The sequence below is a fragment of the Quatrionicoccus australiensis genome (assembly GCF_020510525.1).
GTDB lineage: Bacteria > Pseudomonadota > Gammaproteobacteria > Burkholderiales > Rhodocyclaceae > Azonexus > Azonexus australiensis_B.
On the sequence record NZ_CP075188.1, the window covers coordinates 2342408 to 2366588 of the forward strand.

Below are 24181 nucleotides of genomic sequence, written 5' to 3' on the forward strand. Positions count from 1 at the left end.
TTTTGCATGGCACATACGGATCAGTTCAGCTTTTCCGGCGAGCCGCAGCATTGCTTGTATTTGCGACCGCTGCCACAGGGGCACGGATCGTTGCGGCCGGACTTCGGCTCTTCGCGCTTGACCGTGCCGCCGGCGCGCTTGTTGCGCCAGAAGTTGTACAGGGTCTGCACGATGACCGGCAGGTTTTCCTGGATGTCGGCAACCAGGCGGGCTTCTTCGGCCGGCGCGAACCAGCGCTCGCCGCTTTTCTCGACGTCTTCCTTGAGCATGCCGTTCAACAGGAACATCGGTTCGAGCAGCTCCGAGAGATCGTCGGCATGCTTGCCGGCCAGCTCGTACCAGTCGCCGGCCATGCCGGCACCGAACACGTAGGAATCGGCCCAGGCGGCGTAATCGTAGTCTTCGCACTTTTCGTCGAGCGGATAGAGCACCGGCGACACCGTTTCGTCCGCGAGCAGCGCGGCAGCGATGTCATTGTTGAGGCGCATCAGCAGTTCGACCGCTTCGCCGAGGATGGGATCGCCCTCGGCCGATGCCATGCCTTCGCCCAGCACTTCCGGCAGCCAGACGGTCGGCGGCACGCTCACCGGTCCACTCACGACGGCGCACAAAATGGCCTGGATTTCGTCGAGGCGCATCGCATCGCCATTGAAAATATCGGCTTCAAGCAGTTCTTCGAGACGATCGAGATCGGCATCGTTCAGGGGGGTCGGGTTCATTCTTGGATCTATCCTGTGGCAACCGGACAATCATAGCCCAGGCGGCGCCTGTCGTCAGGCCCTATGTCGCCGGCCGGCCACCGGTCGACCGCAAAAAACAGGCAATTTTGCCCGCCGGCTCAGGCGAGATCGCCGGGCAGATCGACGTCGAACAGCACGCCGGGATCATTGACCGGACAGCGCATCAGCTCGGCTGCGCCCGCCTGCACCAGTTGGCGCGCGCCGGCATCGCCGCTCAGGGCGAGCAGTTGCTCGCGCCAGCGCGCGGCAAAGCCGACCGGATGCCCGGCCTGCCCGGCATGTTCGCTGCGCGCGAGGCTCGCGCCGGCATGCAGCGCGGCAAGCACGGCGCGATGCGAGGCAACCTGCAGACGCGGCATGTCGGCCAGGGCAACCAGCCAGCCCGCCGCATCCGGACTCGCCGCGACGCCAGCCGCCAGACTGTGGCCCATGCCGAGCTGCGCAGCAGCCGCGCCGACCACCTCGCACCCGGCGGTCGCAAGCAATTCGGCGAGTTCGGCATCCTCCGGGCGGACCACGGCGATCACCGGCACGCCGGCCTGAAGCAGCTGACCGGCGGCGACCACGGCCATCGCGCGCCCGTCAGTCAGGCGCTGCAGCCGCTTGTCACTGCCGAAACGCCGGGCGAAACCGGCGGCGAGCAGGATGCCGACGACGCCCCGGCTCATCCGACGCGGCAGGCGTAGGGATCGGCTTCGCGCGCCGCGCCGGCCGTCACCGGCTGCACCGAGTTCTTGACCGCGGTCATCTCGGCCAGGATGGAGACGGCGATTTCCGGTGGCGTCCGGCTGCCGATCGGCAGCCCGACCGGCCCGTGCAAGCGCGCCACCTCGGCAGCCGTGAGATCGAAATATTCGAGCAGGCGGGCGCGCCGCTTGTCGTTGTTGAGCTGCGAGCCGAGCGCCCCGACGTAGAAGGCCGGCGACTTGAGCGCTTCGAGCAGCGCCATGTCGTCGAGCTTGGGGTCGTGGGTCAGCGCCACCACGGCGCTGCGCGGATCGAGCGCCAGTTCGTTGACCACGTCGTCGGGCATGCCCGCTACGCGCTCGGCGCCTGGCACGTCCCATTCGCCGGCGAATTCCTCGCGCGGATCGCAGACCAGCACGCGGTAACCGAGCGCCTGCGCCATGCTCGCCAGGTAGCGCGAAATCTGCCCGGCGCCGATGATCAGCAGGCGCCAGGCCGGGCCGTGCGGCGTGCTCAGCGTCGCGCCGTCCCAGGCCAGCGCATCGCCGGCGGCGCCGGCATGGATGCGCACCCGGCCACTCGCCAGATCCAGCTCGCGGCGCACCAGCTGGCCGCCGGCGATGCGTTCGGCAAGCAACTCAAGGGCAGCAAGATCAGGCGCCGCCTCGACGACCAGTTCGAGCGTGCCGCCGCAGGGCAGGCCGAAGCGGTGCGCCTCGTCCTGCGTCACGCCGTAGCGCACGACCTGCGGCGGACCATCGGAAAACTCGCCGGCCAGCTTGCGCTGGATCAGGTCGTCCTCGATGCAGCCACCGGAAACCGAGCCCTGCACCATGCCGTCGTCGCGCAGGATCATCCGGGCGCCGGGCGGGCGCGGCGCCGAGCCCCAGGTCCGGGCCACGGTGACCAGCGCGAAACGCCGGCCTTCGTTGGCCCAGCGTCGGGCGGCGGCGAGCACCTGCGTATCCAGGCTATCCATGTCCGCCTCCCTCTCAGGCCAGCAGGTCGGCCGGCCGGATCGGCAGGCGATGCACGCGCTTGCCGGTCGCCGCCGCAATGGCATTGGCGATGGCCGGCGCCACCGGCGGCACGCCCGGTTCGCCGATCCCGGTCGGCGGTGCGGCCGAGGGCACGATATGCACTTCCACCCTGGGCATCTCGTTGATACGCAGCGGCGCGTAGCCATCGAAATTACCCTGCTCGACGCGCCCTTCCTTGAGCGTGATTTCACCGTGCAGCACGGCCGACAGCGCGAAGCCGATGCCGCCCTCGACCTGCGAGCGGATGTTGTCCGGATTGATCGCCGTGCCGCAATCGACCGCGCAGACCACGCGATCCACCTTGAGGCTGCCGTCCTTCGCTACCGTGACCTCAGCGACCTGGGCAACGATGCTGTGGAAGGATTCGTGGATGGCGATGCCGCGACCTCGTCGTTCCCCGGCCTTTCCGGCCTTGAGCTTCGTTCCCCAGCCCGCCTTGTCGGCGGCCAGCTTGAGCACGGCGAGATAGCGCGGGTGGGCCGCCAGCAACTCCTGGCGCAGTGCCAGCGGATCCTTGCCGGCAGCGGCCGCGACCTCGTCGAGGAAGGCTTCGGTCGAAAAGGCGGTATGCGACGAACCGACCGAACGCCACCACAGCACCGGCACGCCGATATCGGTCGGCGTATGCAGATCGACCAACAGATTGGGAATGGCGTAAGGCAGGTTGGCTGCGCCTTCGACCGAAACCGCATCAATGCCATCCTTGATCATCATGCCGGCAAACGGTGAGCCGGCGATGATCGACTGCCCGACCAGGCGGTGCTTCCAGCCGACCAGCTTGCCGCTGCCATCGAGCGCCGCTTCCAGCGCGTGATGGAAGAGCGGCCGGTAATAGCCGCCGCGCATGTCGTCCTCGCGCAGCCAGACCAGCTTGACCGGCGCCCGACCATTGATCGCCTTGACGATGTGTGCCGCCTCAAGCAAGTAATCGGAATGCGTCGATGCGCGCCGGCCGAAACTGCCACCGGCGTACAGCATGTTGAGTTTCACCTGTTCCGGCTTGAGGCCGAGCAAATGTGCGATATTTCCCTGGTCGACCGTCTGGAACTGCTCGCCATTCCAGACTTCACAAGCATCGGGCTTGAGCTGGATGACGCAGTTCATCGGCTCCATCGCGGCATGCGCCAGATAGGGAAAATCGTAACTCGCCCTGACCACCTTGGCTGGCGCTGCGAAAGCGGCAGCGGCATCACCTTCCTTGCGGGCCACCAGACCGGGTGTCCTGGCGAGTTCCTTGTAACGGGCGAGGATTTCGTCGCTGCCCAGCTTGAAGGCAGCGCTGTCGTCCCAGGTCACCAGCAGCGCATCGCGACCAAGCTTGGCGCTCCAGGTGTCTTTGGCGAGCACGGCAACGCCTTGCGGAATCTGCACGACATCGACGACGCCCTTGATCGCCCGGGTCTTGCTGGCATCGAAGGCCTTGACCGTGGCGCCGAACTGCGGCGGATGCGCGACAACCGCAACCAGCATGCCGGGCAACTGCACGTCCTGCGTGAATTTTGCCGTACCGTTGGTCTTGTCGGCCGAATCGCGCCGTTTTGCGGTCTTGCCGATCAGCTTGAAATCCTTCGGATCCTTGAGTTTGACCTCGCTCGGCACGGCCTCCTTGGCGGCCGCTTCGGCGAGTTGCCCGAACGTTGCCGAACGCTTGCTGGCCGGGTGAGTCAGCTTGCCCGCCTCGACCACGATTTCGTCCGCTGCCACCTGCCACTGCCGCGCCGCTGCCGCAACCAGCATGGCCCGCCCGGCGGCACCGGCCTGACGCATCTGCTGCCAGGAATTGGCCATCGCCGTACTGCCGCCGGTGCCCTGGATCGGCCCCATCAGCAGGTTGTTGTAGCGCCGGGCATCGGCCGGTGCGCCCTCGACGCGCACCTGCGCCCAGTCGGCATCGAGTTCTTCGGCGAGCAGGGTCGCCAGACCGGTATAAGTCCCCTGCCCCATTTCAAGGTGTTTGGACAGGACCGTCACCGTGTTGTCGCTGCCAATGCGCAGGAAGGCATTGGCTTCGAAGGTCGCCACCGGCATTTTTTCAGCCGTTGCTGCGGCCACCAGGGACGGCAGGCAGAAGCCCAGGGTGAGGCCGGCGCCGCCCTGCAGGAAACGGCGGCGGCTCAGGTTTTCAATATTCATTTCACGCATGCTGATTCTCCTCAAGCCAGGCTGCGGGCAGCTTCGTGGATGGCGGCGCGGATCCGGACATAGGTCGCGCAGCGGCACAGGTTGCCGGACATGGCGGCGTCGATGTCGGCGTCGCTCGGCTTGCGGTTCTGGCGCAGCAAGGCGACGGCGCTCATGATCTGGCCGGACTGGCAGTAACCGCACTGCACGACGTCGAGCTTGCGCCAGGCCGCCTGCACGGCCTGGCCGACCCGCTCGGCCTCGACCACCTCGATGGTGCTGATCTTGCGTCCGACCACCGCCGACACCGGCGTCGAACAGGCGCGCAGCGGCGCGCCATCGACATGCACGGTACAGGCGCCGCACAGGCCCTGGCCGCAGCCGTACTTGGTGCCGGTCAGTTGCAGGGTATCGCGCAAGGCCCAGAGCAGCGGCGTCTCGGGATCGACATCAAGCCGAACCGGCTTGCCATTCACATTGAGTTGAATCATCTCGGGAATCCTCGGTGGGGTTGGTCTGCCGGCGGTACCTGCCACCGACGCTATGGGCAGAGTTTGGGGCTGGCAGCCGGACAAGCGCTAACCCAAAACTGCGAACTTATTGCCTGATCCTCCAGAAACGCAGTTCGCCCTCTCGCTGAAAAAGGACAAAGCAGCTACGCTGGCGAACACCTTGACCTTGCTTCTGACCATGCCCGACCGGATTGATTCCAGCACCCCGCCCGCCCCGCGCCAATCACACCTGATCGACCTGATTGACCGCCACTGCCCGAACGATGGCAACGTCACGACGCGCGTCCCGGGATTGCTGCTGTTCCGCGGCAGCTGCGTCAGTTCGCCGATCTGCACGATCGCCCTCTCCGCCTTCGGCATGATGGCCCAGGGCGCCAAGCGGATCACGCTGGGCGATGCGGTCCTCGACTACGATGCGCGGCATTACATGGTCTCATCGGTCGACCTGCCGATGACGGCACAAATCACCCGCGCCTCGCTGAGCGAACCCTATCTCGGCCTGGCGGTCGCCCTCGACCCGCTCAAAATTGCCGAAATCTGCAACCAGCTGCCGGCGCTGCCGCGCGGCGAATCCGGCGTCGCCTGCGCGCTCGCCGTGGCACCGCTGGAAACCCGCATTGCCGACGCGGCCTGCCGCCTGGCCCAACTGCTTGACACGCCGGACGACATCCCGGTGCTCGCCCCACTGATCGAGCGCGAACTGCTCTACCACCTGCTCAGCGGCCCGCTCGGCCCGCGCCTGCGCGACGTGGCGGTGAGCGGCAACCACAGCCACCAGGTGGCGCGCACCATCGGCTGGCTGCGCCAGAACCTGGCCCAGCCGATCCGCATCGACGACCTCGCCGGCGTCGCCAACATGAGCAAGTCGTCGCTGCACCATCATTTCAAGGCGCTCACCGCGATGACGCCGCTGCAGTACCAGAAGCAGTTGCGCCTGCAGGAAGCGCGCCGCCTGATGCTGATCGAACGCCACGATGCCGCCTCGGCGGCACACCGCGTCGGCTACGAAAGCCCGTCGCAATTCAGCCGCGAATACCGGCGCATGTTCGGCACCCCGCCGGCGCGCGACATCGCCGTCGTGCGTCAGGCGGAAGGCAGTTGAGGCAAAGGGGTGTGAGCGAGCCTGGCTAGGCGCCCCGGCACGTCGGGCAAATCCCGTAGACCACCAGCACCTCGCCACTGGCGGCATCCGGCGGCAAGGGCGCCTGATCCGGCTCATACCAGTGCGTGGACAGCTTCAGGCGGTTGCACCAGCTGCAGCGCACGGTCAGCCTGGCGGTGCGCCCGCCCGCCGCAGCGCGAAAACGCATGCGCCGCTGCATTTTCTCCGTACGCAGCAGGCGATGCTCCCACTTGAGCAAGCCGTCCTCGGTCAGGCTCAGGCGCATTTCCATGAAGCGCCGCTGATCCGGCGAGTCGCAGCGATAGGTACGCACCAGGGGGCGCCGGAACAGGCGTGCCGAATGCAGGATGGCACGGACATACATCCGGCTGTCGTCGCCGGCGACAAAATCGATCAGCTTGCGACCGACCACCTTGCCAGCATCGAGATGCGGCGCGTCGTTTTCGCGCGCGAACTCGTCCCAACCCGGACCGACATCGACGATCACGTCGTTCTGGTCGAGCAGGTAGCAGATTGAATAGCTGGGCTCGGCGTTTTCCATACGGCGATGTTAGACAAGCACAAGGCGCGACTCAAGCCTGCCCCGCCCCCCGGCTACGCCAGGACCAATCAGATCAGACCGTACTTCTTCAGTTTGTCGTGCAGCGTCGTGCAGGCGGTTTCCCGAGGCTGGCGACAAATCAACCATCGGATTTCCGGCACCTTGATTATTGCGCCACACCGGCCTGCCCGGAGAAATAAAAAAGCCGCCTGGCAAAGGCGGCGCGAAAAACACCGGCTCAGCGCGGCCAGCCCACGCGGGCCGAACCGCGGCAAGCGGCGCCGGGCACTTAAGCGGCAGTCGCCGCCAGCTGCGCCGCGACCATGTTGGCCAGCGACGTCGTCGGCCGGCCGATCAACTGGCTCAACTGATGGCTGTCGTCGAACAAGCCGCCCTTGGACGCGCCGACATCGGACTCGGCCAGTAGCGTCACCAGGAAATCCGGCAAGCCGGCGCCGAGCAGCGCGGCCTTGAATTCGCTTTCCGGCAAATTCTGGTAGTTGACCGCCTGGCCCGACTGTTTGGCGATTTCGGCGGCCAGTTCGGCCAACGAGTAGGACGCGTCGCCGGCCAGTTCGTAGATGCGCCCGGCCTGATCGTCCTGCGTCAGCACGGCAGCCGCCGCCGCGGCATAGTCGGCACGCGCCGCCGAGGCGATGCGCCCTTCCCCGGCGCTACCCAGCACCACGCCGTACTGCAGCGCGGTCGGGATGCCGGCCAGGTAATTCTCGGTGTACCAGCCGTTGCGCAGGATCACCGCCGGCAGGCCGGAAGCGCGGATCAGGGCTTCCGTCTCCTGGTGCTCGGCGGCAAGCGGCAGCGGCGAGCTGTCGGCATGCAGGAGGCTGGTATAGGCAAGCAGGCCGACGCCGGCCGCCTTGGCCGCATCGATCACGGCGCGGTGCTGCGGCACGCGGCGACCGACCTCATTGGCCGAAATCAGCAGCAGCTTGTCGGCGCCGGCAAAGGCGGCCGCCAGGCTGGCCGGCTGGTCGTAATCGGCAACGCGCACCTGCACGCCGCGCGCCGCCAGATCGGCGACTTTCTCGGGATTGCGCACGGCGGCGACGATTTCGCCGGCCGGAACTGTCTGCAACAGGGCTTCGATGACAAGGCGGCCAAGCTGGCCGGAGGCGCCGGTGATGACGATCATGATGAATTTCCTTTATTTCGGTGGGGGGAGCCGGCAGAATAGCGACACCGCTAACTTTTAGTAAGTACGCACAAAAAGGTAAGTTCAAAATGCATAACGCCGACACCCCACGCCCCGGCTTCGCCGAACTCATGCAGCGCGGCCAGCTGTTCGCCGAAAAATGCCCGTCGCGCGAAGTCCTCAAGCACGTCACCAGCCGCTGGGGCGTCCTGCTCCTCGTCGCCCTGCGCAGCGGCACCCACCGCTTCAGCGACCTGCGCCGCAAGGTCAACGGCATCAGCGAAAAAATGCTCGCCCAGACCCTGCAATGGCTGGAAGGTGACGGCTTCGTGGAGAGGATTTCCTACCCGGTCGTGCCGCCGCATGTGGAATACAAGCTGACACCGCTGGGGGAGGAAGTCGGGGAGAAGGTGGAAGCGCTGGCGGACTGGATAGAGGTGAAGTTGCCGGAGATTCTGGCGGGGAGGAAGAAATGAGCGCGGGGAAAATCCCGCTTGAGAGAGGGATTCGAATCGCGTAGCCTGCTGGAACAGCCGAGTTTCATACCCCCACCTGCTTAGTCAAAGTCAATTCCCGATTCATGGACAACAAAAACCTGACCTGCCCGGTTTGTCGGAAAGCCTCTGCCTTGCTGGATGTAGTGGATCTCAACAAGTCATGCGAAGAAGCGAGCGGCAAGTTCCTGCCGCTTTCGGGAACTCCCGTTTACTACGCACACTGCGGCAATTGCGGCTTCTGTTTCGCACCGGAAATAATGAACTGGTCGCTGGATGAGTTCGCAGAGAGGATTTACAACGACCAATACGTCCTTATTGACCCGGATTATCTCGAAACGAGACCGCAAGCCAATGCGGACAATCTTGTGGCCTTGTTTCCGGCCTTGCCGCCCACGGTCAGGCACCTCGATTACGGCGGCGGATCGGGCAGTCTCGCAGAAATCCTGCGCGACTACGGCTGGAATTCGCTGTCTTATGACCCGTTTGAGAACCGGGATGTCACCCTTGATCAATTGGGGCAGTTCGACCTGATCACGGCCTTCGAGGTCTTCGAACATGTGCCGGACGTGCAGCAACTGATGTGCGACATCTGGCAGTTGCTTTCCGAAAACGGCGTATTGATGTTTTCCACGCTGCTATCCGACGGCAACATTCGTCCGAATGAAAGACTGAACTGGTGGTATGCATCGCCGCGCAACGGACATATCAGCCTGTTCTCGCGCAAGAGCCTGACGCTGCTTGCCCAGGATTCCGGATTCAACTTCGGCAGCTTTTCCGATCTCTTTCATGTTTTCCATACCAACATGCCGGCATGGGCTGCGCATCTGACGGGTTCGGAAAAGCAGGTTTGAGGCTCCTGCTGTCCTTGGCCTCCATTCGCCTTCACTGAACAATACGGCAAAGCCGAAGCCGGGTATATCCAGTCCTGTCCGACGGACGGGCGCATCAAAGTCGCCGCAGCGAACAACCGCGGTCGACACCGGAAAAACGATGATTTCATCCTGTTGACCGCTGGAAAGCGGCAGCGTCAAACGCCCTTCACTCTTCCCGAAACTCCCACCCCTTTTCCGGCATCCGCAGACGCAAGCTGCCATCACCCGCATCGGCCAGCACTTCCAGCCCGGCGCAGTCGAGGCTGAAGGCGACGTCGAAGCGTTGGCCGACGATGTAGCCGATCTCGATGCGGCCGGCGGCCGGGTGGATTTCGAGGCGGCCCTGGCAGTAGGGGCAGCGCGCAGAGAGGATGCCGAGGCTGGCGTCGGCGAGTTCGTCGCAGGCGTTGAGCAGGTCGAGAGCGGTCAGTTGGCCGCCGCAGAGCGGGCAGCCGGAATGGCGATGGGTCATGGACGGGTTTCCGGTACTTGGCTTCTGGCTGGCTCAGCTGCGCAGGGTTTCGGAGGGCAGTTCGCCGAACAGGCGGCGGTAGTCCTGGGCGAACTGGCTGAGGTGCGAGAAGCCCCAGTCGTAGGCGATGCAGGAGATCGGCCGCGCCGTGTTGGCGCGCAACTGGCGGCGCACTTCGTTGAGGCGCAGGCTGCGCACGTAGGCGAGCGGCGCCAGGCCGGTGGCGTCTTCGAAGCAGTTCTGCAGGGCGCGCCGGCTGATGTGGAATTGTTCGCAGAGTTCGGCAACGCTGGGCGGCGCGTCGGGCTGCTCGAGAACACGGCGGCGCACCTTGTCCACGACCTGCTGGTGCTGCAGGCGGGTGCGATTGAGCGACGCCGGCTGCGAATCCTGGCTGGTCAGCACGCCGGCCAGGGCTTCGAAAATGCGCCCCTGCAGGTCGTCGACCGCTGCGCTGTCGGCTTCGCTGCTGTTGGCGTCGGCGAGGATGTTGGCCAGCTTGCGACAGAGATGTTCCTTGCGCCCCGGCGCCAGGTCGCGCACGTCGCCCTGCTGCAGCAGGCGGTCGAGATCGAGATGGCGGGTGGCGTCGAGATGCAGGGCAAAGCTTTCGCGGTCGACGACGACGCCGAACAGGTCGAAATCCGGCGCCGTGAGCAGGTCGAATTCGGCGCCGCCGTCGCGGATGCAGACGGCGCGTGACGACAGCTGCTTGCCGCCCATTGCCATCAGGCCGTCGGCCATGTCGGGAATGCCGAACCACACCGAGTTCGGCCAGGCGGCGCAGGTCTGGCGCAATTGCTGGTTGGCGCGTTCAACGAAAACCTGGGTCTTGGGCAGCCACAGTTCGGTGACTTCGCCGCTGAAACTGCCGGCCGAAAGCTGGTCGTAGCGCTGATCCCACTGCGACAGGTTGCGCGCATGCTCGTCCGCATCGCGCGCCCGGATCTCGCGGCGCAGTGGCCGGGCAAAGGCCGGATGGGAGGTGGTGAGTGCGCTCATGGTGGCTTTCCGCTGTTGCTGTCGCGCGTATTGATGCAAGGCCCGTACCATCCGGCGCAAATTGCCTATGCCGTTTTCGCGATTGGCGTCGGCAGCGGGCACGCCGCTTGCAGGTCATGACGGAAAAATAGGCAAAACCGGGCGCAATGCCGTCCGGCGTGGTGCATTTCCCGGTTTTCGGGCACTGCCGCGGTGCAAAACGCAGGATTTTTTACGGTCGACCGCCATTTGTGCCGATTTTTGATATTGCGGTGCTGATTCTTGATATGTGTCGTGCCGCCGCCTGTTCGAAGATGCAGTCACCAACATTTTTCGGAGCACATCATGACTACCCCTTCCCATTCGGCGCACGGCCTCTCGGCCAGCCTCGGCACCTGGCAACTGTGGGGCATTGCCGTCGGCCTGGTCATTTCCGGCGAGTATTTCGGCTGGAGTTTCGGCTGGGCGACGGCCGGCACCCTCGGTTTTCTGGTCACCACCATCATGGTCGCCATCATGTACGGCACCTTCATTTTCAGCTTCACCGAACTGACCGCCAGCATCCCGCACGCCGGCGGCCCCTTCGCTTACAGCTACCATGCCTTCGGCGCGACCGGCGGCTACCTGGCCGGGATGGCGACGCTGATCGAATTCATCTTCGCGCCGCCGGCCATCGCGCTCGCCATCGGCGCCTATCTCAACGTGCAGTTCCCGGCGCTCGATCCGAAGATCGCGGCGACCGGCGCCTACGTCGTGTTCATGGGCCTCAACATCATCGGCGTGACCATTGCCGCAACTTTCGAGCTGTTCGTCACCATCCTCGCCATCTTTGAACTGCTCGTCTTCATGGGCGTCGTCGCCCCCGGCTTCTCGCTCGCCAACTTCACGGCCGGCGGCTGGAGCGGCGCCGACGAGTTCTCGCTCGCTTCGCTGACCGGCATCTTCGCCGCCATCCCGTTCGCCATCTGGTTCTTCCTCGCCATCGAAGGCGTTGCCATGGCCGCCGAGGAAGTGCGCGATCCGAAGCGTTCGATCCCGATCGCCTACACCGGCGGCATCCTCACCCTGGTTGTGCTGGCCATCGGCGTCATGGTCTTTGCCGGCGGCGTCGGCGACTGGACCAAGCTCGCCAACATCAACGACCCGCTGCCGCAAGCCATGAAGACCATCGTCGGCGAATCGAGCGGCTGGCTGCACATGCTGGTCTGGCTCGGCCTGTTCGGTCTGGTCGCTTCCTTCCACGGCATCATCCTCGGCTACTCGCGGCAGATCTACGCCCAGGCCCGCGCCGGCTACCTGCCGGGCTGGCTCGGCAAGATCCACCCGCGCTTCAAGACGCCGCACCGCGCCATCATCGCCGGCGGCCTGATCGGCATCGCCGCGATCTTCAGCGACGAGGTACTGTCCTTCGGCGGCCAGAGCCTGACCGCCAACATCGTCACCATGTCGGTATTCGGCGCCCTGCTCATGTACGCCCTGAGCATAGCCGCACTGTTCAAGCTGCGCGCCAGCGAACCGCGCCTAGCCCGTCCGTACAAGGTGCCATTCTACCCGGTCTTCCCGGCCATCGCACTGGCCGGTTCGCTGGTCTGCCTGGGCACCGTGGCCTGGTTCAACCCGACCCTGGCCGGCCTCTTCGTGCTGATCCTGGCTGTCGGCTACGGCTACTTCCGGATCACCCACGCCCAGCGCGCCGCCCTCCCTTTTGCTGAACTGGCCGTCGAGGCCGAGTAAGCGAACGCCAGGAAACGCATCATGATCCACGCCTGCACCCTCGGCCTGCACCGCCATGTCTTTCCCGACCTCAAGGCGGTGCTGGCCAAGGCCAGCCCGGCCCGCTCCGGCGACATGCTGGCCGGCGTCGCGGCGGCCAGCGAAGAAGAACGCATGGCGGCGCGCCTTGTACTCGCCGACATCCCGCTCGCCCACTTCCTCAACGAGGCGGTGATTCCCTACGAAGACGACGAAGTCACCCGCATCATCATCGACAGCCATGCCGCCGGTGCCTTCCTGCCGGTAGCGGGGCTGACGGTCGGCGAGTTCCGCGACTGGCTGCTTTCCGATGCCGCCGACACGGCCAGCCTGACGGCGCTGGCGCCCGGCCTGACGCCGGAGATGGTGGCGGCGGTGAGCAAGCTGATGCGCAACCAGGACCTGATTTTGGTCGCCGCCAAGTGCTCGGTCATCACCCGTTTCCGCAACACCCTCGGCCTGCCCGGCCGGCTCGCCGTGCGCCTGCAACCCAACCATCCGACCGACGATCCGCGCGGCATCACCGCCTCGATGCTCGACGGTCTGCTCTACGGTGCCGGCGACGCGGTGATCGGCATCAACCCGGCGACCGACAGCCTGCCGGCGATCACCGCCCTGCTCCGCCTGATCGACGATTTCCGCGAGCAATACGCGGTGCCGACGCAAAGCTGCATCCTGACCCATGTCACCAATACGCTGCGCGCCATCGACCAGGGCGCGCCGGTCGACCTGGTCTTCCAGTCGATCGGCGGCAGCGAGGGCGTCAATAGCAGTTTCGGCGTTTCCGCCGCGCTGCTCGACGAGGCCAACGCGGCGGCGCGCGAACTCGGACGCGGCACGCTCGGCAACAACGTGATGTATTTCGAGACCGGTCAGGGCAGCGCGCTCTCGGCCAACGCCCACCACGGCGTCGACCAGCAGACCATCGAGGCGCGCGCCTACGGCCTGGCGCGGCGTTACCAGCCGCTGCTGGTCAATACCGTGGTCGGCTTCATCGGCCCGGAATACCTCTACGACGGCAAGCAGATCATCCGCGCCGGCCTTGAAGACCATTTCTGCGGCAAATTGCTCGGTCTACCGATGGGCTGCGACATCTGCTACACCAACCATGCCGAGGCCGACCAGGACGACATGGACACGCTGCTGACGCTACTCGGCGTCGCCGGCATCAATTTCATCATCGGCGTGCCCGGCGCCGACGACATCATGCTCAATTACCAGAGCACCTCCTTCCACGATGCGCTCTACCTGCGCCGCGTGCTCGACCGCCGGCGTGCGCCGGAATTCGAGGAATGGCTGGAGAAGATGCGCATCACCGACTACCGCGGCGAACTGCTCGCCCAGAGCAGCCAATACCCGCTGCTCGGGCTAGCCGAAAGTATCCAGGAGGCGCCATGAGCCAGAAACCGGCCATCCTGACGCCCGACCCCTGGCAGCAACTGCAAAGCCTGACGCGCGCCCGCGTCGCCCTCGGCCGCGCCGGCGTCAGCCTGCCAACGCGCGAAGTGCTGCGCTTCGGCACGGCGCATGCCCAGGCGCGCGACGCGGTGCATACGGCGCTCGACGTCGATCTGCTCGCCGGCGAATTGCAGGCCGACGGTTTCCGGACCCTGGCCGTGCAAAGCCAGGCCGCCGACCGCGCCACTTACTTGCGTCGCCCGGATTACGGGCGCCGGCTCGCTCCAGCCTGTAGCGGTCGACTCGTTGAAAACGGCAAAAACCACTGGCCGGCCCGGCCGCGGCTGGCCATCGTCGTCGCCGACGGTTTGTCCTCGCTGGCGACCAGCAGCCACACGCGGGCATTTCTCGCCGCCCTGCGCGCGCACATCCCTGACCTGAGCAGCCAGCCGCTGATCATCGCCACCCAGGCACGCGTCGCGCTCGGCGACGAGATCGGCCATCTGCTTGGCGCCGAACAGGTTGTGGTCTTGATCGGCGAACGGCCGGGCCTGTCCTCGCCCGACAGCCTCGGCCTCTACCTGACTGCCGGGCCGCGCCCCGGCCTGAACGATGCACAGCGCAACTGCATCTCGAACGTCCGGCCGGAAGGCCTGCCCTACGCCGAAGCCGCGCGCAAGCTCGCCTTCCTGATCGACGGCGCGCGCCGCCTTGGCCGTACCGGCGTCGATCTCAAGGACGACAGCGACGCGCCGGCGCTGGCCACTGCGGAAACCGGGCCGCGCTTTGCCGCGCCGGAAACCGCCCCACCTTTTTTTCCCACCTTGAACCTCCTGGAGATCCCTGCATGACATCCTCTTCCCGCAAGCTGCGCGCTGCCGTCCTGCTCGCCTTCACCGCGACCGCTCTCGGCACTGCCGCCCCGGCCCTGGCCGACGGCGATGCCGCCTGGACCTTCCCGGTCAATGTCGGCGTGGTCAGCGACTACATCTTCCGCGGCCAGTCGCAGACCTGGGGCAAGCCCGCCCTGCAGGTCAGCGCCGAAGCCGATCACGCTTCCGGCGCCTATGTCGGTGTCGCCGCATCCAACGTCTCCGACCACTGGCTGCCCGGCGCCACTGTCGAACTCGACATCTACGGCGGCTATCGCGGCAAGATCGCCGATACCGTCGGCTACGACCTCGGCCTGATCTACTACACCTACCCCGGCGCCAACTGGAACGACTCGGTATTCGCCGGCTTCAATGCCAAGAACAGCCTGAACACGCTGGAAGCCTCGGTGGCACTGAGCTACGAATGGCTGACCTTCAAGACCGGCGCGACGCTGACCGAGTATTTCGGCTGGAGCACCAACAATTCACCGGTCAATGGCGGCTTCTTCGGCGACGCCGCTGCCGGCGTCACCGGCAGCACGCGCTACTCGCCCTTCGTCGAACTCAATGCCGCCTATGAAGTCGCCGAAGGCTGGACGGTCAACGGCCAGCTTGGGCATCAAATGATCCGCAACTCGAAAGGCCTCGACATCACCTACTTCAAGGCCGGCGTCAGCAAGGCCTTCGCCGACGGCTGGACGGTTGGCGCCTCCTACTCGGTGTCGAGCGAACCGAATGCCTACAAGAACTTCCTGAGCCTGGCCAACGGCACGTCGGCCTCCGACATCGCCCGCGACAAGTTCTTCGTCAGCGTGAACAAGGCTTTCTGAGCCAGCACACGTCGTGGAAAGTGAAGCGGGCCGGGAATCACATCCCGGCCCGCTTCATTTTTGCCTGTTACACCGGCTCTGCCGCCGGAATGATCCGGATCAGCACGATGCGCGGCCCGGTCATTTTCTTGACCACGGCATCGAACTGCGGGAAGGAAATGCGCTGGCCTTCCTCGGGCAGATCGCCAAGTTTCTGCAGAATGAGGCCGCCGACCGAATCGACGCCGGCTTCATCGATGTCGATGCCGAGCGCCCGCTCCAGCGTGAAGATGGGCAGGCTGCCCTTGCCGATCAGCGAGCCATCGTCGAGCTTAGACCATTCGTTGTGGGTCTGCCGGAACTCGTCGCGAATCTCGCCGACCAGCGCGCCGAGCAGGTTGTCGAGCGTGATGAAGCCGATCGGATGGCCGTCGCCATAGGCAACCACGGCAAAATGCGGCGCGCCCTGGCGGAAACGGCGGAACAGCTCGGTCGCCGACAGGTTGGGCGAAACGATCATCACCGGCCGCACCAGCTTGTCGAGCGAGGCGAGGTCCGGGTCCTTGCGCAGCGCGATGAAGATGTCCTTCAAATGGATGACGCCCTTGGCCTGCCCGTCGTCGGCGAGATAGGGATAGCGGCTGAAGCGGTGCAGCACGATGCGCTCCAGGCTGAGTTCGATATCGTCGCTGGCCGACAGCGGCACGGCTTCGTTGAACGGGCGCATCAGGTCGGCGACGTTCAAATCGCGGAAATCGAGGGCCTGGGCGAGAACACGCCATTCGTCGCCGGCAAAGTCGGCATCGGCGCGCGACGAACGCAGGATGAGCTTGAGTTCATCGGCCGAATAATGGCTGTCGTGGCCGGCCTGCACGTCGAGATTGACCTTGCGTAGCACCCAGTTGGCGCTGTGATTGAGCACCCAGATCGCCGGATACATCGCCCAGTAGAAGGCGTAAAGGCCGGGCGCCGTCCACAGGCCGACTTTCTCGGTGATGCGGATTGCCATCGACTTGGGCGCCAGCTCGCCGACCACGATGTGCAGGTAGGAAATGATGAAGAAGGCGACCGCGAAGGCAATGCCGTGGATCAGCTCCTCGCTGGTCATGCCGAGCGCGCCGAGGAAAGGTCGCAGCAGGTCGGCAAAGGCCGGCTCACCAACCCAGCCGAGGCCGAGCGAAGCCAGCGTGATGCCGAGCTGGCAGGCCGACAGGTAGGCTTCGAGATCCTGATGCACCTTGGCGAGAATGCGGCCCCGCCAGCCGTAAGTCTTGGCAATCGCCTTGACCCGGCTCGGCCGCAGCTTGACCAGGCCAAACTCTGCCGCCACGAAAAAACCGTTCAGAACAACGAGAACGAGCGCAACCACCACCAGCAAAAAGCTACTACCCATATCGCGGACACGGGATGTGCCCTGCACCTTTCCTTGAATTCGAATGCCTGAATAGTACCGGAGCGCGACCCCTTTCCATCAGCCAGTGCTAGCGACAGCAAGGCTTTTTACGGTCGACACCGGAAAAACAGCCTTTTTCCAGCGTCGACCGCTGGGCGACTACTTCGCCTTGTCCGGCACGAATTTCAGCACGTTGCCATTGATGCAGTAACGCTTGCCGGTCGGCGGCGGGCCATCGTCGAAGACATGGCCGAGATGGATGCCGGAACTGGCGCTGCGCACTTCGACGCGCTTCATGCCCATGCTGACATCCTCGTGCAGCGTGATCGAACCGGGCAGCGGGTTGAAGAAGCTCGGCCAGCCGGTGCCGCTCTCGAACTTGGTATCGCTGCGGAACAGCGCGACGCCGGAAATCGGATCGACGAAGGTGCCGGGCCGCTTCTCATCGAGATTGGAGCCGGTGCCGGGACGCTCGGTGCCTTGCTCGAAGGCGATCTTCTGCTGCGCCGGGGTGAGCAGGTGAAAACCCAGCCACTGCCAGAAGCGCGGCGCCTCGCCGCTGTAGCCGGTGTAACGGGAGACTTCTTTGCCCTTCTCGAAGAGCACGATGGTCGGCGTCGCGAACAGCGCCTTTTCCAGCGTCCAGCCGGCCGGCGCTTCGGGGTTCAGCGTGCTGACGATGGCGACCGGCGATTGCCAGTGATCGAGCACGTCAGCCTTGAACTTGCGGCAGTAGGCGCAGTCCTCGCCTTCGAAAACGATCAGCTGGCGGTCGAAATTGAGCGCCTTGGCATCGAGGCGCGGCGCCTTGACTGCAGCGGTCGCCGGCATCGGCGTCGTTGCCGCGCCAGTCACCGGATATTTGACACCGGTGCCACCCAGGCCGCAGTAGCCGTTCGGGTTCTTGACCAGGTAATCCTGGTGGTATTCCTCGGCGGAAAAATACTTTTTCAGCGGCGCGATGTCGGTGGTGATCTTGCCATAACCGGCGGCGGTCAGCGCCGACTGGTAGGTGTCGCGCGTCTTCAGCGCCAGCGCCTGCTGGGCATCGTTGTGGCTATAGACGGCGCTGCGGTAATTGGTACCGACGTCGTTGCCCTGACGGTCGCCTTGTGTCGGGTTGTGGCTTTCCCAGAACTGGACAAGGATCTTTTCCAGATTGACCTTGGCCGGATCAAAAGTGACCTTGACCACTTCGGCGTGGTTGCGCTGCGTTGCCTTGCCGGCGCGCAGCAGTTTCTCCTGGGCGAGCACGGCTTCGTAGGTGCCGGCGATTTCGCCGTTGGCGTAGCCGCTTTCGACATCGAGCACGCCGGGAATGGCGGCCATGCGCTTCTCGGCGCCCCAGAAACAGCCCATGCCGAGCACGATGCTGTCGGTAACGGCCGGTCTGGCCTGATCCTTGGCGGCCTTGCCGGCCGCCTTGTCGTCGGCGCAGGCGCCAATCAGAAAGCTGGTAGAGATGGCCAAGATGATTCCTTGTATGAGTCGTCGGGGTGACATTGCTTGCCTTTCGCTGGCGAAGAAAGCCGACCGGCAAATACGCCGGCACGCCGCCTTTCGCCTGTGGTGGACGGCCTGATTGCTCAGTGGTTCCCTTTAGTCGCCGGCACGGGCGGATTTCTTACAAGCGGATCACGATTTATTGCTGGTCATGCAACCCCCTGATGAAACTACTAAGCAACCGACTAAGCCGCCAAACTACGGCGGCTAAGTCTCTGCTTATCCCCGGCCCTCCCCTTGTCAGGGGAGGGAGACCAAGCTGACGCCGGAAGCGCTGACGCCTCCCCTGACAAGGGGAGGTTGGGAGGGGTTAAAGGCCCGGCGAAGCGGTACCGGTGCACAGATATGTGATCATTCAAAGATCGTGGGCTGCTTCTTGGAACCGACCGAAAATACCTGAAAATCCGCTTTTCACCATGAAGTACACCGGCACGCAGGATCGCCGCGCGCACGCTGCCTGCAGCAGACCGCTGACCGCGTCGCAAAGTTGTAGTAGCCTTGCGGCCCCTTTCGACGTCGAACCTGGCCACGATCATGACGCGTGAATTGCACCGCGCCACTTTCAACCGCTCTGCCCTCGTCCGCGTCCTGTCCGACACCCTCCCCAACGTCGCCGAGCCGAAATACGACTTCGGCGAACGCCTCGGGCAGTGGCTGGACTTCTCGGATGCGCTGACGCTGTTTTCGGTCCTCAACCACGAGGCCGGCAGCAGCACGTCCGCGCCGTCCGCCAATGCCGACCTGGCGGCCCAGCTGGCGCGGGTGCGCGGCAACCTGAGCACTTCGATCCAGAACGATGGCGTGTTCAACCCCGCGCCAACCGACAGCCCGGTCCGCATTCCCTTTCCGACGCCGCTGCCGAATGCGACAGCCGACAGCGCCGCCGACTTCTCGCCCTACCACCGCTACTACCTCGCCCACCAGCGCGACATGAACACCGCGATCACGGCGCTGCGCGCCAATGCCCGCAAGGCGCTGGCCGCTCAGTCGGCGGCCGGACGAAAACTCGCCGACCTCGACGCCACCTTCGAAAAAATCCTCGCCGTCCGCGAGCGCAACCTGCTGAGCAACATTCCCATCCTGCTCGGCAAACGCTTCGATCAGCGCTACGCCGAACACCGTGCCGCCCTGGCTGCCGACGCCGTGGACAACCCCGTCGAGTGGACGCAAGCCGGCAGCTGGCTCGACGCCTTCTGCCACGATGCCCAGACCATGCTGCTCGCCGAACTGGAACTGCGCCTCAAACCGGCCGCCGGCCTGATTGCCGCCGCCGGCAGCGCGAGTGAATCTATGGAAACAAAGCCCCAATGAACCGCAATCTCAGTCTCTCCGCCTTCTTCCTCGGCCTGATCGCCGTCGTCTGGGTCGCCATCGGCTACATCGGCGGCCATACGCTGGCCTTCAGCGTCTCCTGCGTGATCGCCGGGGTCTATGTCGCCGGCGCCCTCGAAATGCGCCGTTTCCACGCCAATACCGAGGCGCTGGCGAAGGCGCTGCGCAGCATCCCGGACGACCTCGGCCACCTCGGCGAATGGCTGCAACAGGTGCCGGCCGCACTGCAGAACGCGGTTCGCCTGCGTATCGAAGGCGAACGCGTCGCCCTGCCCGGCCCCGGCATCACGCCCTACCTGGTCGGCCTGCTCGTGCTGCTCGGCATGCTCGGCACCTTCCTCGGCATGGTCGTGACGCTGAACGGCGCGGTGCTGGCGCTGGAAAGCACCACCGACCTGCAGACCATCCGCGCCGCGCTCGCCGCCCCGGTCAAGGGCCTCGGCGTCGCCTTCGGCACCTCGGTCGCCGGTGTCGCCACCTCGGCCATGCTCGGCCTGATTTCGGCACTCTGCCGGCGCGAGCGCCTGCAAGTCGGGCAATTGCTCGACAGCAAGATCGCCGGCGTGCTGCGCGACTTCTCGCTCAGCTACCAGCGCCAGGAAACCTTCAAGGCCCTGCAGGCGCAGGCCCAGGCGCTGCCCGAACTGGTCGGCAAGCTCGACACCATGATGAGCCGCATGGCCGAACAGAGCCGCCAGCTCGGCGAACAACTGCTCGCCGGGCAGCAGAGCTTCCATGCCGAAGCCAAGGGCCTCTATACCGACCTCGCCCAGTCGGTCGACCGCTCGCTCAAGGCCAGTTTGCAGGACAGCGCGACGGTTGCGGCGCAGACCATACAGCCCGTCGTCACCGCCACCATGACGAGCATCGCCGACCAGACGCGCGGCCTGCACGACAAGCTGTTCGGCACCGTCGAACGCCAGCTCGACGGCATCACCGGCCAGTTCGCGCAAACCGTGAGCACGGTCAGCGACACCTGGACGCAAGCCCTGACCCACCACGAACAGGCGACCGACGCACAACAGCAGCAACAGCAGGCCGCGCTCAACGCCTACGCCGAGACCTTCGAACAACGCTCGGCGGCGCTGCTCGCCTCGCTCGAAAGCACCCAGGGCAAACTGCAGGCCGACGCCGCGCAACAGCACGCCGCGCTCGCCGCAAGCAGCGCCGCCAGCCAGCAGCAACTGGCCGCGACGCTGGCCAGCCAGTTCGACGGCGTCACCGCCCGCCTCGACCAGGCCGTCAGCCAGGTCGCCGCCACCTGGCAAGGCGCGCTCGCCCAGCACAGCAACAGCAGCGAGGCCCTCAACCAGCAGTTGCAGAACACCCTGGGCGCCTTTGCCGACACCTTCGGCGAGCGCTCGCAAGCGCTGCTCGACTCCGTGGACGGCACGCATGCCGCGCTGCGCAGCGAACTCGCCGCCAGTCACGCCGCTTTTGCGCAGACCACGCAGGCGCAGCAGACTGCCCTCAGCCAGCAGGTCGCCAGCCAGCTCGATGGCATCGCCCAGCGTTTCGACGGCGCCGTGCAGACGGTGTCCGCCACCTGGAGCGGCGCGCTGGCCAAGCACGAACAGGCCAGCGAGCGCCTGACGCAGGCCCTCGATCAGACACAGACCAGCCTCGCCGCCACCTTCGCCGAGCGCAGTGCCGCGCTGCTCGCCGAGCTGCGTGCCACCCAGGCCGCCTGGCAGAACGAATGGGCGAGCGGTGAACAGGCCCGACAGGCCGGTTTTGCCGACACACTCACGGCGATGGCCGGCCAGCTCGAAGCGCAATGGCAGCAGGCCGGTCAGGCGACGCTGGCGCAGCAGGAACAGATCACCGGCACGCTCGGCACGACGGCGCGCGAACTGGTCGCCACGCACCAGCGCCAGGCCGAGACGACCATCGCCGAAGTCACGCGCCTGATGCAGACCGCCGCCGAAGCGCCCAAGGCCGCCGCCGAAGTCATCGGCCAGTTGCGTCACGAACTGTCGGCCAGCATGGCGCGCGACAACAGCCTGCTCGAAGAACGCAGCCGCATCATGGAAACCCTGGGCGCCCTGCTCGACGCCATCAACCACGCCTCGACCGAGCAGCGCAGCGCCATCGACGCGCTGGTCGCCTCGTCCGCCGAGCTGCTCGAACGCGCCGGCAGCCAGTTCGCCGCCAAGGTCGAGAGCGAAGCCGGCAAACTGGTCGACATCGGCGCCAGCATCACCGGCGGCGCCCTCGAAGTCGCCAGCCTGGGCGAGGCTTTCGGCCACGCCGTGCAACTGTTCAGCGAATCGAACGACAAGATGCTGACGGCGCTGCAACGCATCGAAAGCGGCCTCGCCAAGTCGCTAACGCGCAGCGACGAGCAGCTTGCCTACTACGTTGCCCAGGCCCGAGAAATCATCGACCTCAGCATCATGTCGCAGAAGAAGATGGTCGACGACCTGCAACGCGCCACAGGTAGCGAGGCCTGAGCATGGAAGACATCGACGCCGGCGGCGAACACGCGACACCGGTCTGGGCCGTCTTCGGCGACCTGATGGCCGGCCTGCTCGGCGCCTTCGTGCTGATCCTGGTCGGCGTGCTCGGCGTGCAGCTCGAACTGGTGAGCAGCCTCGAAGCCGAAATCCAGAAACGCCAGCAGGAAGAACAACGCCGCGAAGCCCTGGAAAAGGCGCTGGCCGGCCCGCTCGCTTCCGGCCGCGTAACGCTCAACAACGGCAAGATCGGCATCAGCGGCAACGTGCTTTTCGCGCTCAATTCCGACCAGTTGCAGCCGGAAGGCAAGCAGTTGCTGAAGAGCCTGTCCGAACCGATCGCCGCCTATCTCGGTGCCAGCGAGCAGATGCTGATGGTCAGCGGCTTTACCGACGACACGCCGGTGCGCGGCAGCAACCGCCAGTTCGCCGACAACTGGGAACTCTCGGCCCAGCGCGCATTGACCGTGACGCGCACGCTGATCGAGGATGGCGTGCCGTCCTCGTCGGTCTTCGCTGCCGCCTTCGGGTCGCAGCAGCCGGTCGCCGCCAACAGCGACGCCGACGGCCGCGCCCGCAACCGCCGCGTCGAAATGGCACCAGTACCCAAGTCGCGCACCAACGGCAAGGAAGGCAATGGCTGAAACGGGCGAGCTCGCCGCGCAAGGCGATCCGGACGAAATGGCCGCCACGGCGGCGTCGACCGCCCTGCCGCCCGAACTCGAAGCGCTGAGCGCCAGCGGCGCCGCCGCCCGCGCCCCCGTCCGCTTTGCCTATCTCGTCGCCCTCGCCCGCCGTGCCGCGACGCAGCCGGACGCCATCCGTCTCTCGCTCAACGCCAGAATCAGCACCGCCGCCAGCGAACTCGCCGGCCGCCCGGCCCTCGCGCCTGCCAAAGCCGGGCCGAAAAACAGCGCCAGCCCGCTCGCCGAACTGCTCGCCTATATCGGCCTGCACGCGTCTGCGCAGATGGGCGAAAAACCAGCCGCGGCGAGCGCTCCACCGGTCAACCGCAATTTTGGGCAAGATTCCAAAAGCGTCTCAGCCAGCCGCAACCGGCAAGGCCCGGAGCTCAAGTCGGTGGCCTATTTCCGCAACGAGTGGTCCAAGCTCAGCACCGAACAGCAACTGACCCAAACCCTCGCCCAGGCCCCGGAAAACGCCGGCCCGATGAACTCGCAGCACCTCGTCCTGCGCAGCCTCGAACGCATGCGCGACATCGCGCCGGACTACCTGCAAGGCTTCATGTCCTACATCGACACCTTGATCTGGCTGGACCACGCCGACCCGACCAAACCCGTGCCCACCCGCGCAGCGACCGGCGAGGGAGAAAAGAAGACACGCAGCACGAAGCGCAGCGCAGCCAGCCGCTGATTTGCCATCGCCCAGCCAAATTGGCCGTATCGCGACAGGTATAATCCCGCATTGACCACCTATTTCCGGGCTTCCATCCCCATGGATATTGATTACAGCAACAACCCCTTGCACGGCCTTGGCTTGAAACAGATGCTGACCGAGATCGTCGACTACTACGGTTTCGAAATCCTCTACGCCTATCTGAATATCAACTGCTTCAAAAGTAATCCCAGCATCGAATCCAGCGTCAAGTTCCTGAAAAAGACCGATTGGGCGCGCCAGAAAGTCGAAGCCTTCTATCTCTACAAATTCAAGAGCCTGCCGCGCGCCTCGGACGAACAGTTCGAACTGCCGCCGCGCGACCGCATCATTCCGCCGGAACAAACCCCGGGCGAACCGGCCGAACTGAGCCTGGAAGACGCAGAACGCCTGCGCGAAAAGCGCGCCAGAAAAGCGGCAGAACACGACGCCGGCACGACCCGCCGCAGCAGCCCGGAGCAGCGCAAATCGAATTACGCGCAGCCCGCGGTTTCTTCCGATACGGATCCCTGGGCGAAGTGGCGGAAATGAA

General features: G+C 65.3%; 23 protein-coding genes. 12 read left to right on the top strand and 11 right to left on the bottom strand.

Annotated features, from left to right (window positions below; all coding sequences use genetic code 11):
* Positions 1-20: 20 nt before the first annotated feature.
* The 5 genes from KI612_RS11305 to KI612_RS11325 form a co-directional block, all read right to left on the bottom strand.
* Positions 21-719 carry a YecA/YgfB family protein gene (locus tag KI612_RS11305; RefSeq protein WP_226440187.1) on the bottom strand — a complete coding sequence of 233 codons (699 nt, stop codon included), beginning with the start codon at positions 717-719 and terminating at the stop codon, positions 21-23.
* Positions 720-838: 119 nt separating this feature from the next.
* Positions 839-1408: a nucleotidyltransferase family protein gene (locus tag KI612_RS11310; RefSeq protein WP_226440188.1), complete on the bottom strand. Its 570-nt coding sequence runs from the start codon at positions 1406-1408 to the stop codon at positions 839-841.
* Positions 1405-2406, bottom strand: coding sequence for an XdhC family protein (locus tag KI612_RS11315; RefSeq protein WP_226440189.1), 1002 nt, complete (start codon positions 2404-2406; stop codon positions 1405-1407). The genes KI612_RS11310 and KI612_RS11315 overlap by 4 nt, the downstream gene beginning before the upstream one ends.
* A 13-nt stretch (positions 2407-2419) precedes the next feature.
* The gene (locus KI612_RS11320) at positions 2420-4609 is read right to left on the bottom strand and encodes a xanthine dehydrogenase family protein molybdopterin-binding subunit (protein ID WP_226440190.1); all 2190 of its coding nucleotides are present in this window, start codon (positions 4607-4609) and stop codon (positions 2420-2422) included.
* Positions 4610-4620: 11 nt separating this feature from the next.
* On the bottom strand, positions 4621-5079 hold the full coding sequence (locus KI612_RS11325) for a (2Fe-2S)-binding protein (RefSeq protein ID WP_226440191.1): 459 nt from the start codon (positions 5077-5079) through the stop codon (positions 4621-4623).
* 109 nt (positions 5080-5188) lie between these two features.
* On the opposite strand from KI612_RS11325, the gene KI612_RS11330 reads away from it, so the two are divergent.
* A complete protein-coding gene (locus KI612_RS11330; RefSeq protein ID WP_226440192.1) occupies positions 5189-6202 on the top strand; it encodes an AraC family transcriptional regulator in 1014 nt (337 codons plus the stop codon).
* Positions 6203-6227: 25 nt separating this feature from the next.
* Here KI612_RS11330 and KI612_RS11335 read toward each other — a convergent pair whose 3' ends face one another.
* Positions 6228-6764: a hypothetical protein gene (locus KI612_RS11335; RefSeq protein ID WP_226440193.1), complete on the bottom strand. Its 537-nt coding sequence runs from the start codon at positions 6762-6764 to the stop codon at positions 6228-6230.
* 289 nt (positions 6765-7053) lie between these two features.
* Positions 7054-7917 (bottom strand): SDR family oxidoreductase, encoded by an 864-nt coding sequence (locus KI612_RS11340; RefSeq protein WP_226440194.1) that lies wholly within the window; start codon positions 7915-7917, stop codon positions 7054-7056.
* A gap of 89 nt (positions 7918-8006) precedes the next feature.
* On the opposite strand from KI612_RS11340, the gene KI612_RS11345 reads away from it, so the two are divergent.
* Complete coding sequence (locus KI612_RS11345; RefSeq protein WP_226440195.1) at positions 8007-8393, top strand: winged helix-turn-helix transcriptional regulator; 387 nt, start codon at positions 8007-8009, stop codon at positions 8391-8393.
* A gap of 104 nt (positions 8394-8497) precedes the next feature.
* Positions 8498-9265, top strand: a complete 768-nt coding sequence (locus tag KI612_RS11350) for a class I SAM-dependent methyltransferase (protein WP_226440196.1) — start codon at positions 8498-8500, stop codon at positions 9263-9265.
* Positions 9266-9452: 187 nt separating this feature from the next.
* On the opposite strand, the gene KI612_RS11355 is transcribed toward KI612_RS11350, so the two are convergent.
* Together KI612_RS11355 and KI612_RS11360 are read right to left on the bottom strand one after the other, a co-directional pair.
* Positions 9453-9758 carry a hypothetical protein gene (locus KI612_RS11355; protein ID WP_226440197.1) on the bottom strand — a complete coding sequence of 102 codons (306 nt, stop codon included), beginning with the start codon at positions 9756-9758 and terminating at the stop codon, positions 9453-9455.
* Positions 9759-9791: 33 nt separating this feature from the next.
* On the bottom strand, positions 9792-10760 hold the full coding sequence (locus KI612_RS11360; protein WP_226440198.1) for a helix-turn-helix domain-containing protein: 969 nt from the start codon (positions 10758-10760) through the stop codon (positions 9792-9794).
* 324 nt (positions 10761-11084) lie between these two features.
* On the opposite strand from KI612_RS11360, the gene eat reads away from it, so the two are divergent.
* Genes eat through KI612_RS11380 form a run of 4 tightly spaced genes read left to right on the top strand, consistent with a single transcriptional unit; the run spans position 11085 to position 15591 of the window.
* Positions 11085-12473, top strand: coding sequence for an ethanolamine permease (eat, locus tag KI612_RS11365; protein ID WP_226440199.1), 1389 nt, complete (start codon positions 11085-11087; stop codon positions 12471-12473).
* 21 nt (positions 12474-12494) lie between these two features.
* Entirely contained in the window at positions 12495-13889 is a 1395-nt protein-coding gene (locus KI612_RS11370; protein ID WP_226440200.1) for an ethanolamine ammonia-lyase subunit EutB, read from the top strand.
* A complete protein-coding gene (gene eutC / locus KI612_RS11375) occupies positions 13886-14740 on the top strand; it encodes an ethanolamine ammonia-lyase subunit EutC (RefSeq protein ID WP_226440201.1) in 855 nt (284 codons plus the stop codon). Before KI612_RS11370 ends, eutC begins: the two co-directional genes overlap by 4 nt.
* A complete protein-coding gene (locus KI612_RS11380) occupies positions 14737-15591 on the top strand; it encodes a TorF family putative porin (protein WP_226440202.1) in 855 nt (284 codons plus the stop codon). The genes eutC and KI612_RS11380 overlap by 4 nt, the downstream gene beginning before the upstream one ends.
* 67 nt (positions 15592-15658) lie before the next feature.
* Here the strand turns inward: KI612_RS11380 and KI612_RS11385 are convergent, their stop codons facing one another.
* Positions 15659-16963, bottom strand: coding sequence for a hemolysin family protein (locus KI612_RS11385; RefSeq protein ID WP_226440203.1), 1305 nt, complete (start codon positions 16961-16963; stop codon positions 15659-15661).
* 159 nt (positions 16964-17122) lie between these two features.
* Entirely contained in the window at positions 17123-18433 is a 1311-nt protein-coding gene (gene msrA, locus KI612_RS11390) for a peptide-methionine (S)-S-oxide reductase MsrA (RefSeq protein ID WP_226440204.1), read from the bottom strand.
* 567 nt (positions 18434-19000) lie between these two features.
* Here msrA and KI612_RS11395 point away from each other — a divergent pair.
* From KI612_RS11395 to KI612_RS11415, 5 genes are all read left to right on the top strand, one after another.
* On the top strand, positions 19001-19777 hold the full coding sequence (locus KI612_RS11395; RefSeq protein WP_226440205.1) for a DUF3348 domain-containing protein: 777 nt from the start codon (positions 19001-19003) through the stop codon (positions 19775-19777).
* Positions 19774-22251, top strand: a complete 2478-nt coding sequence (locus KI612_RS11400) for a DUF802 domain-containing protein (RefSeq protein WP_226440206.1) — start codon at positions 19774-19776, stop codon at positions 22249-22251. The genes KI612_RS11395 and KI612_RS11400 overlap by 4 nt, the downstream gene beginning before the upstream one ends.
* A 2-nt stretch (positions 22252-22253) precedes the next feature.
* Positions 22254-22898, top strand: a complete 645-nt coding sequence (locus tag KI612_RS11405) for an OmpA family protein (protein ID WP_226440207.1) — start codon at positions 22254-22256, stop codon at positions 22896-22898.
* Entirely contained in the window at positions 22891-23628 is a 738-nt protein-coding gene (locus tag KI612_RS11410; RefSeq protein WP_226440208.1) for a DUF2894 domain-containing protein, read from the top strand. Before KI612_RS11405 ends, KI612_RS11410 begins: the two co-directional genes overlap by 8 nt.
* Before the next feature lie 81 nt (positions 23629-23709).
* Complete coding sequence (locus KI612_RS11415) at positions 23710-24180, top strand: VF530 family protein (RefSeq protein ID WP_226440209.1); 471 nt, start codon at positions 23710-23712, stop codon at positions 24178-24180.
* Position 24181: the final 1 nt, after the last annotated feature.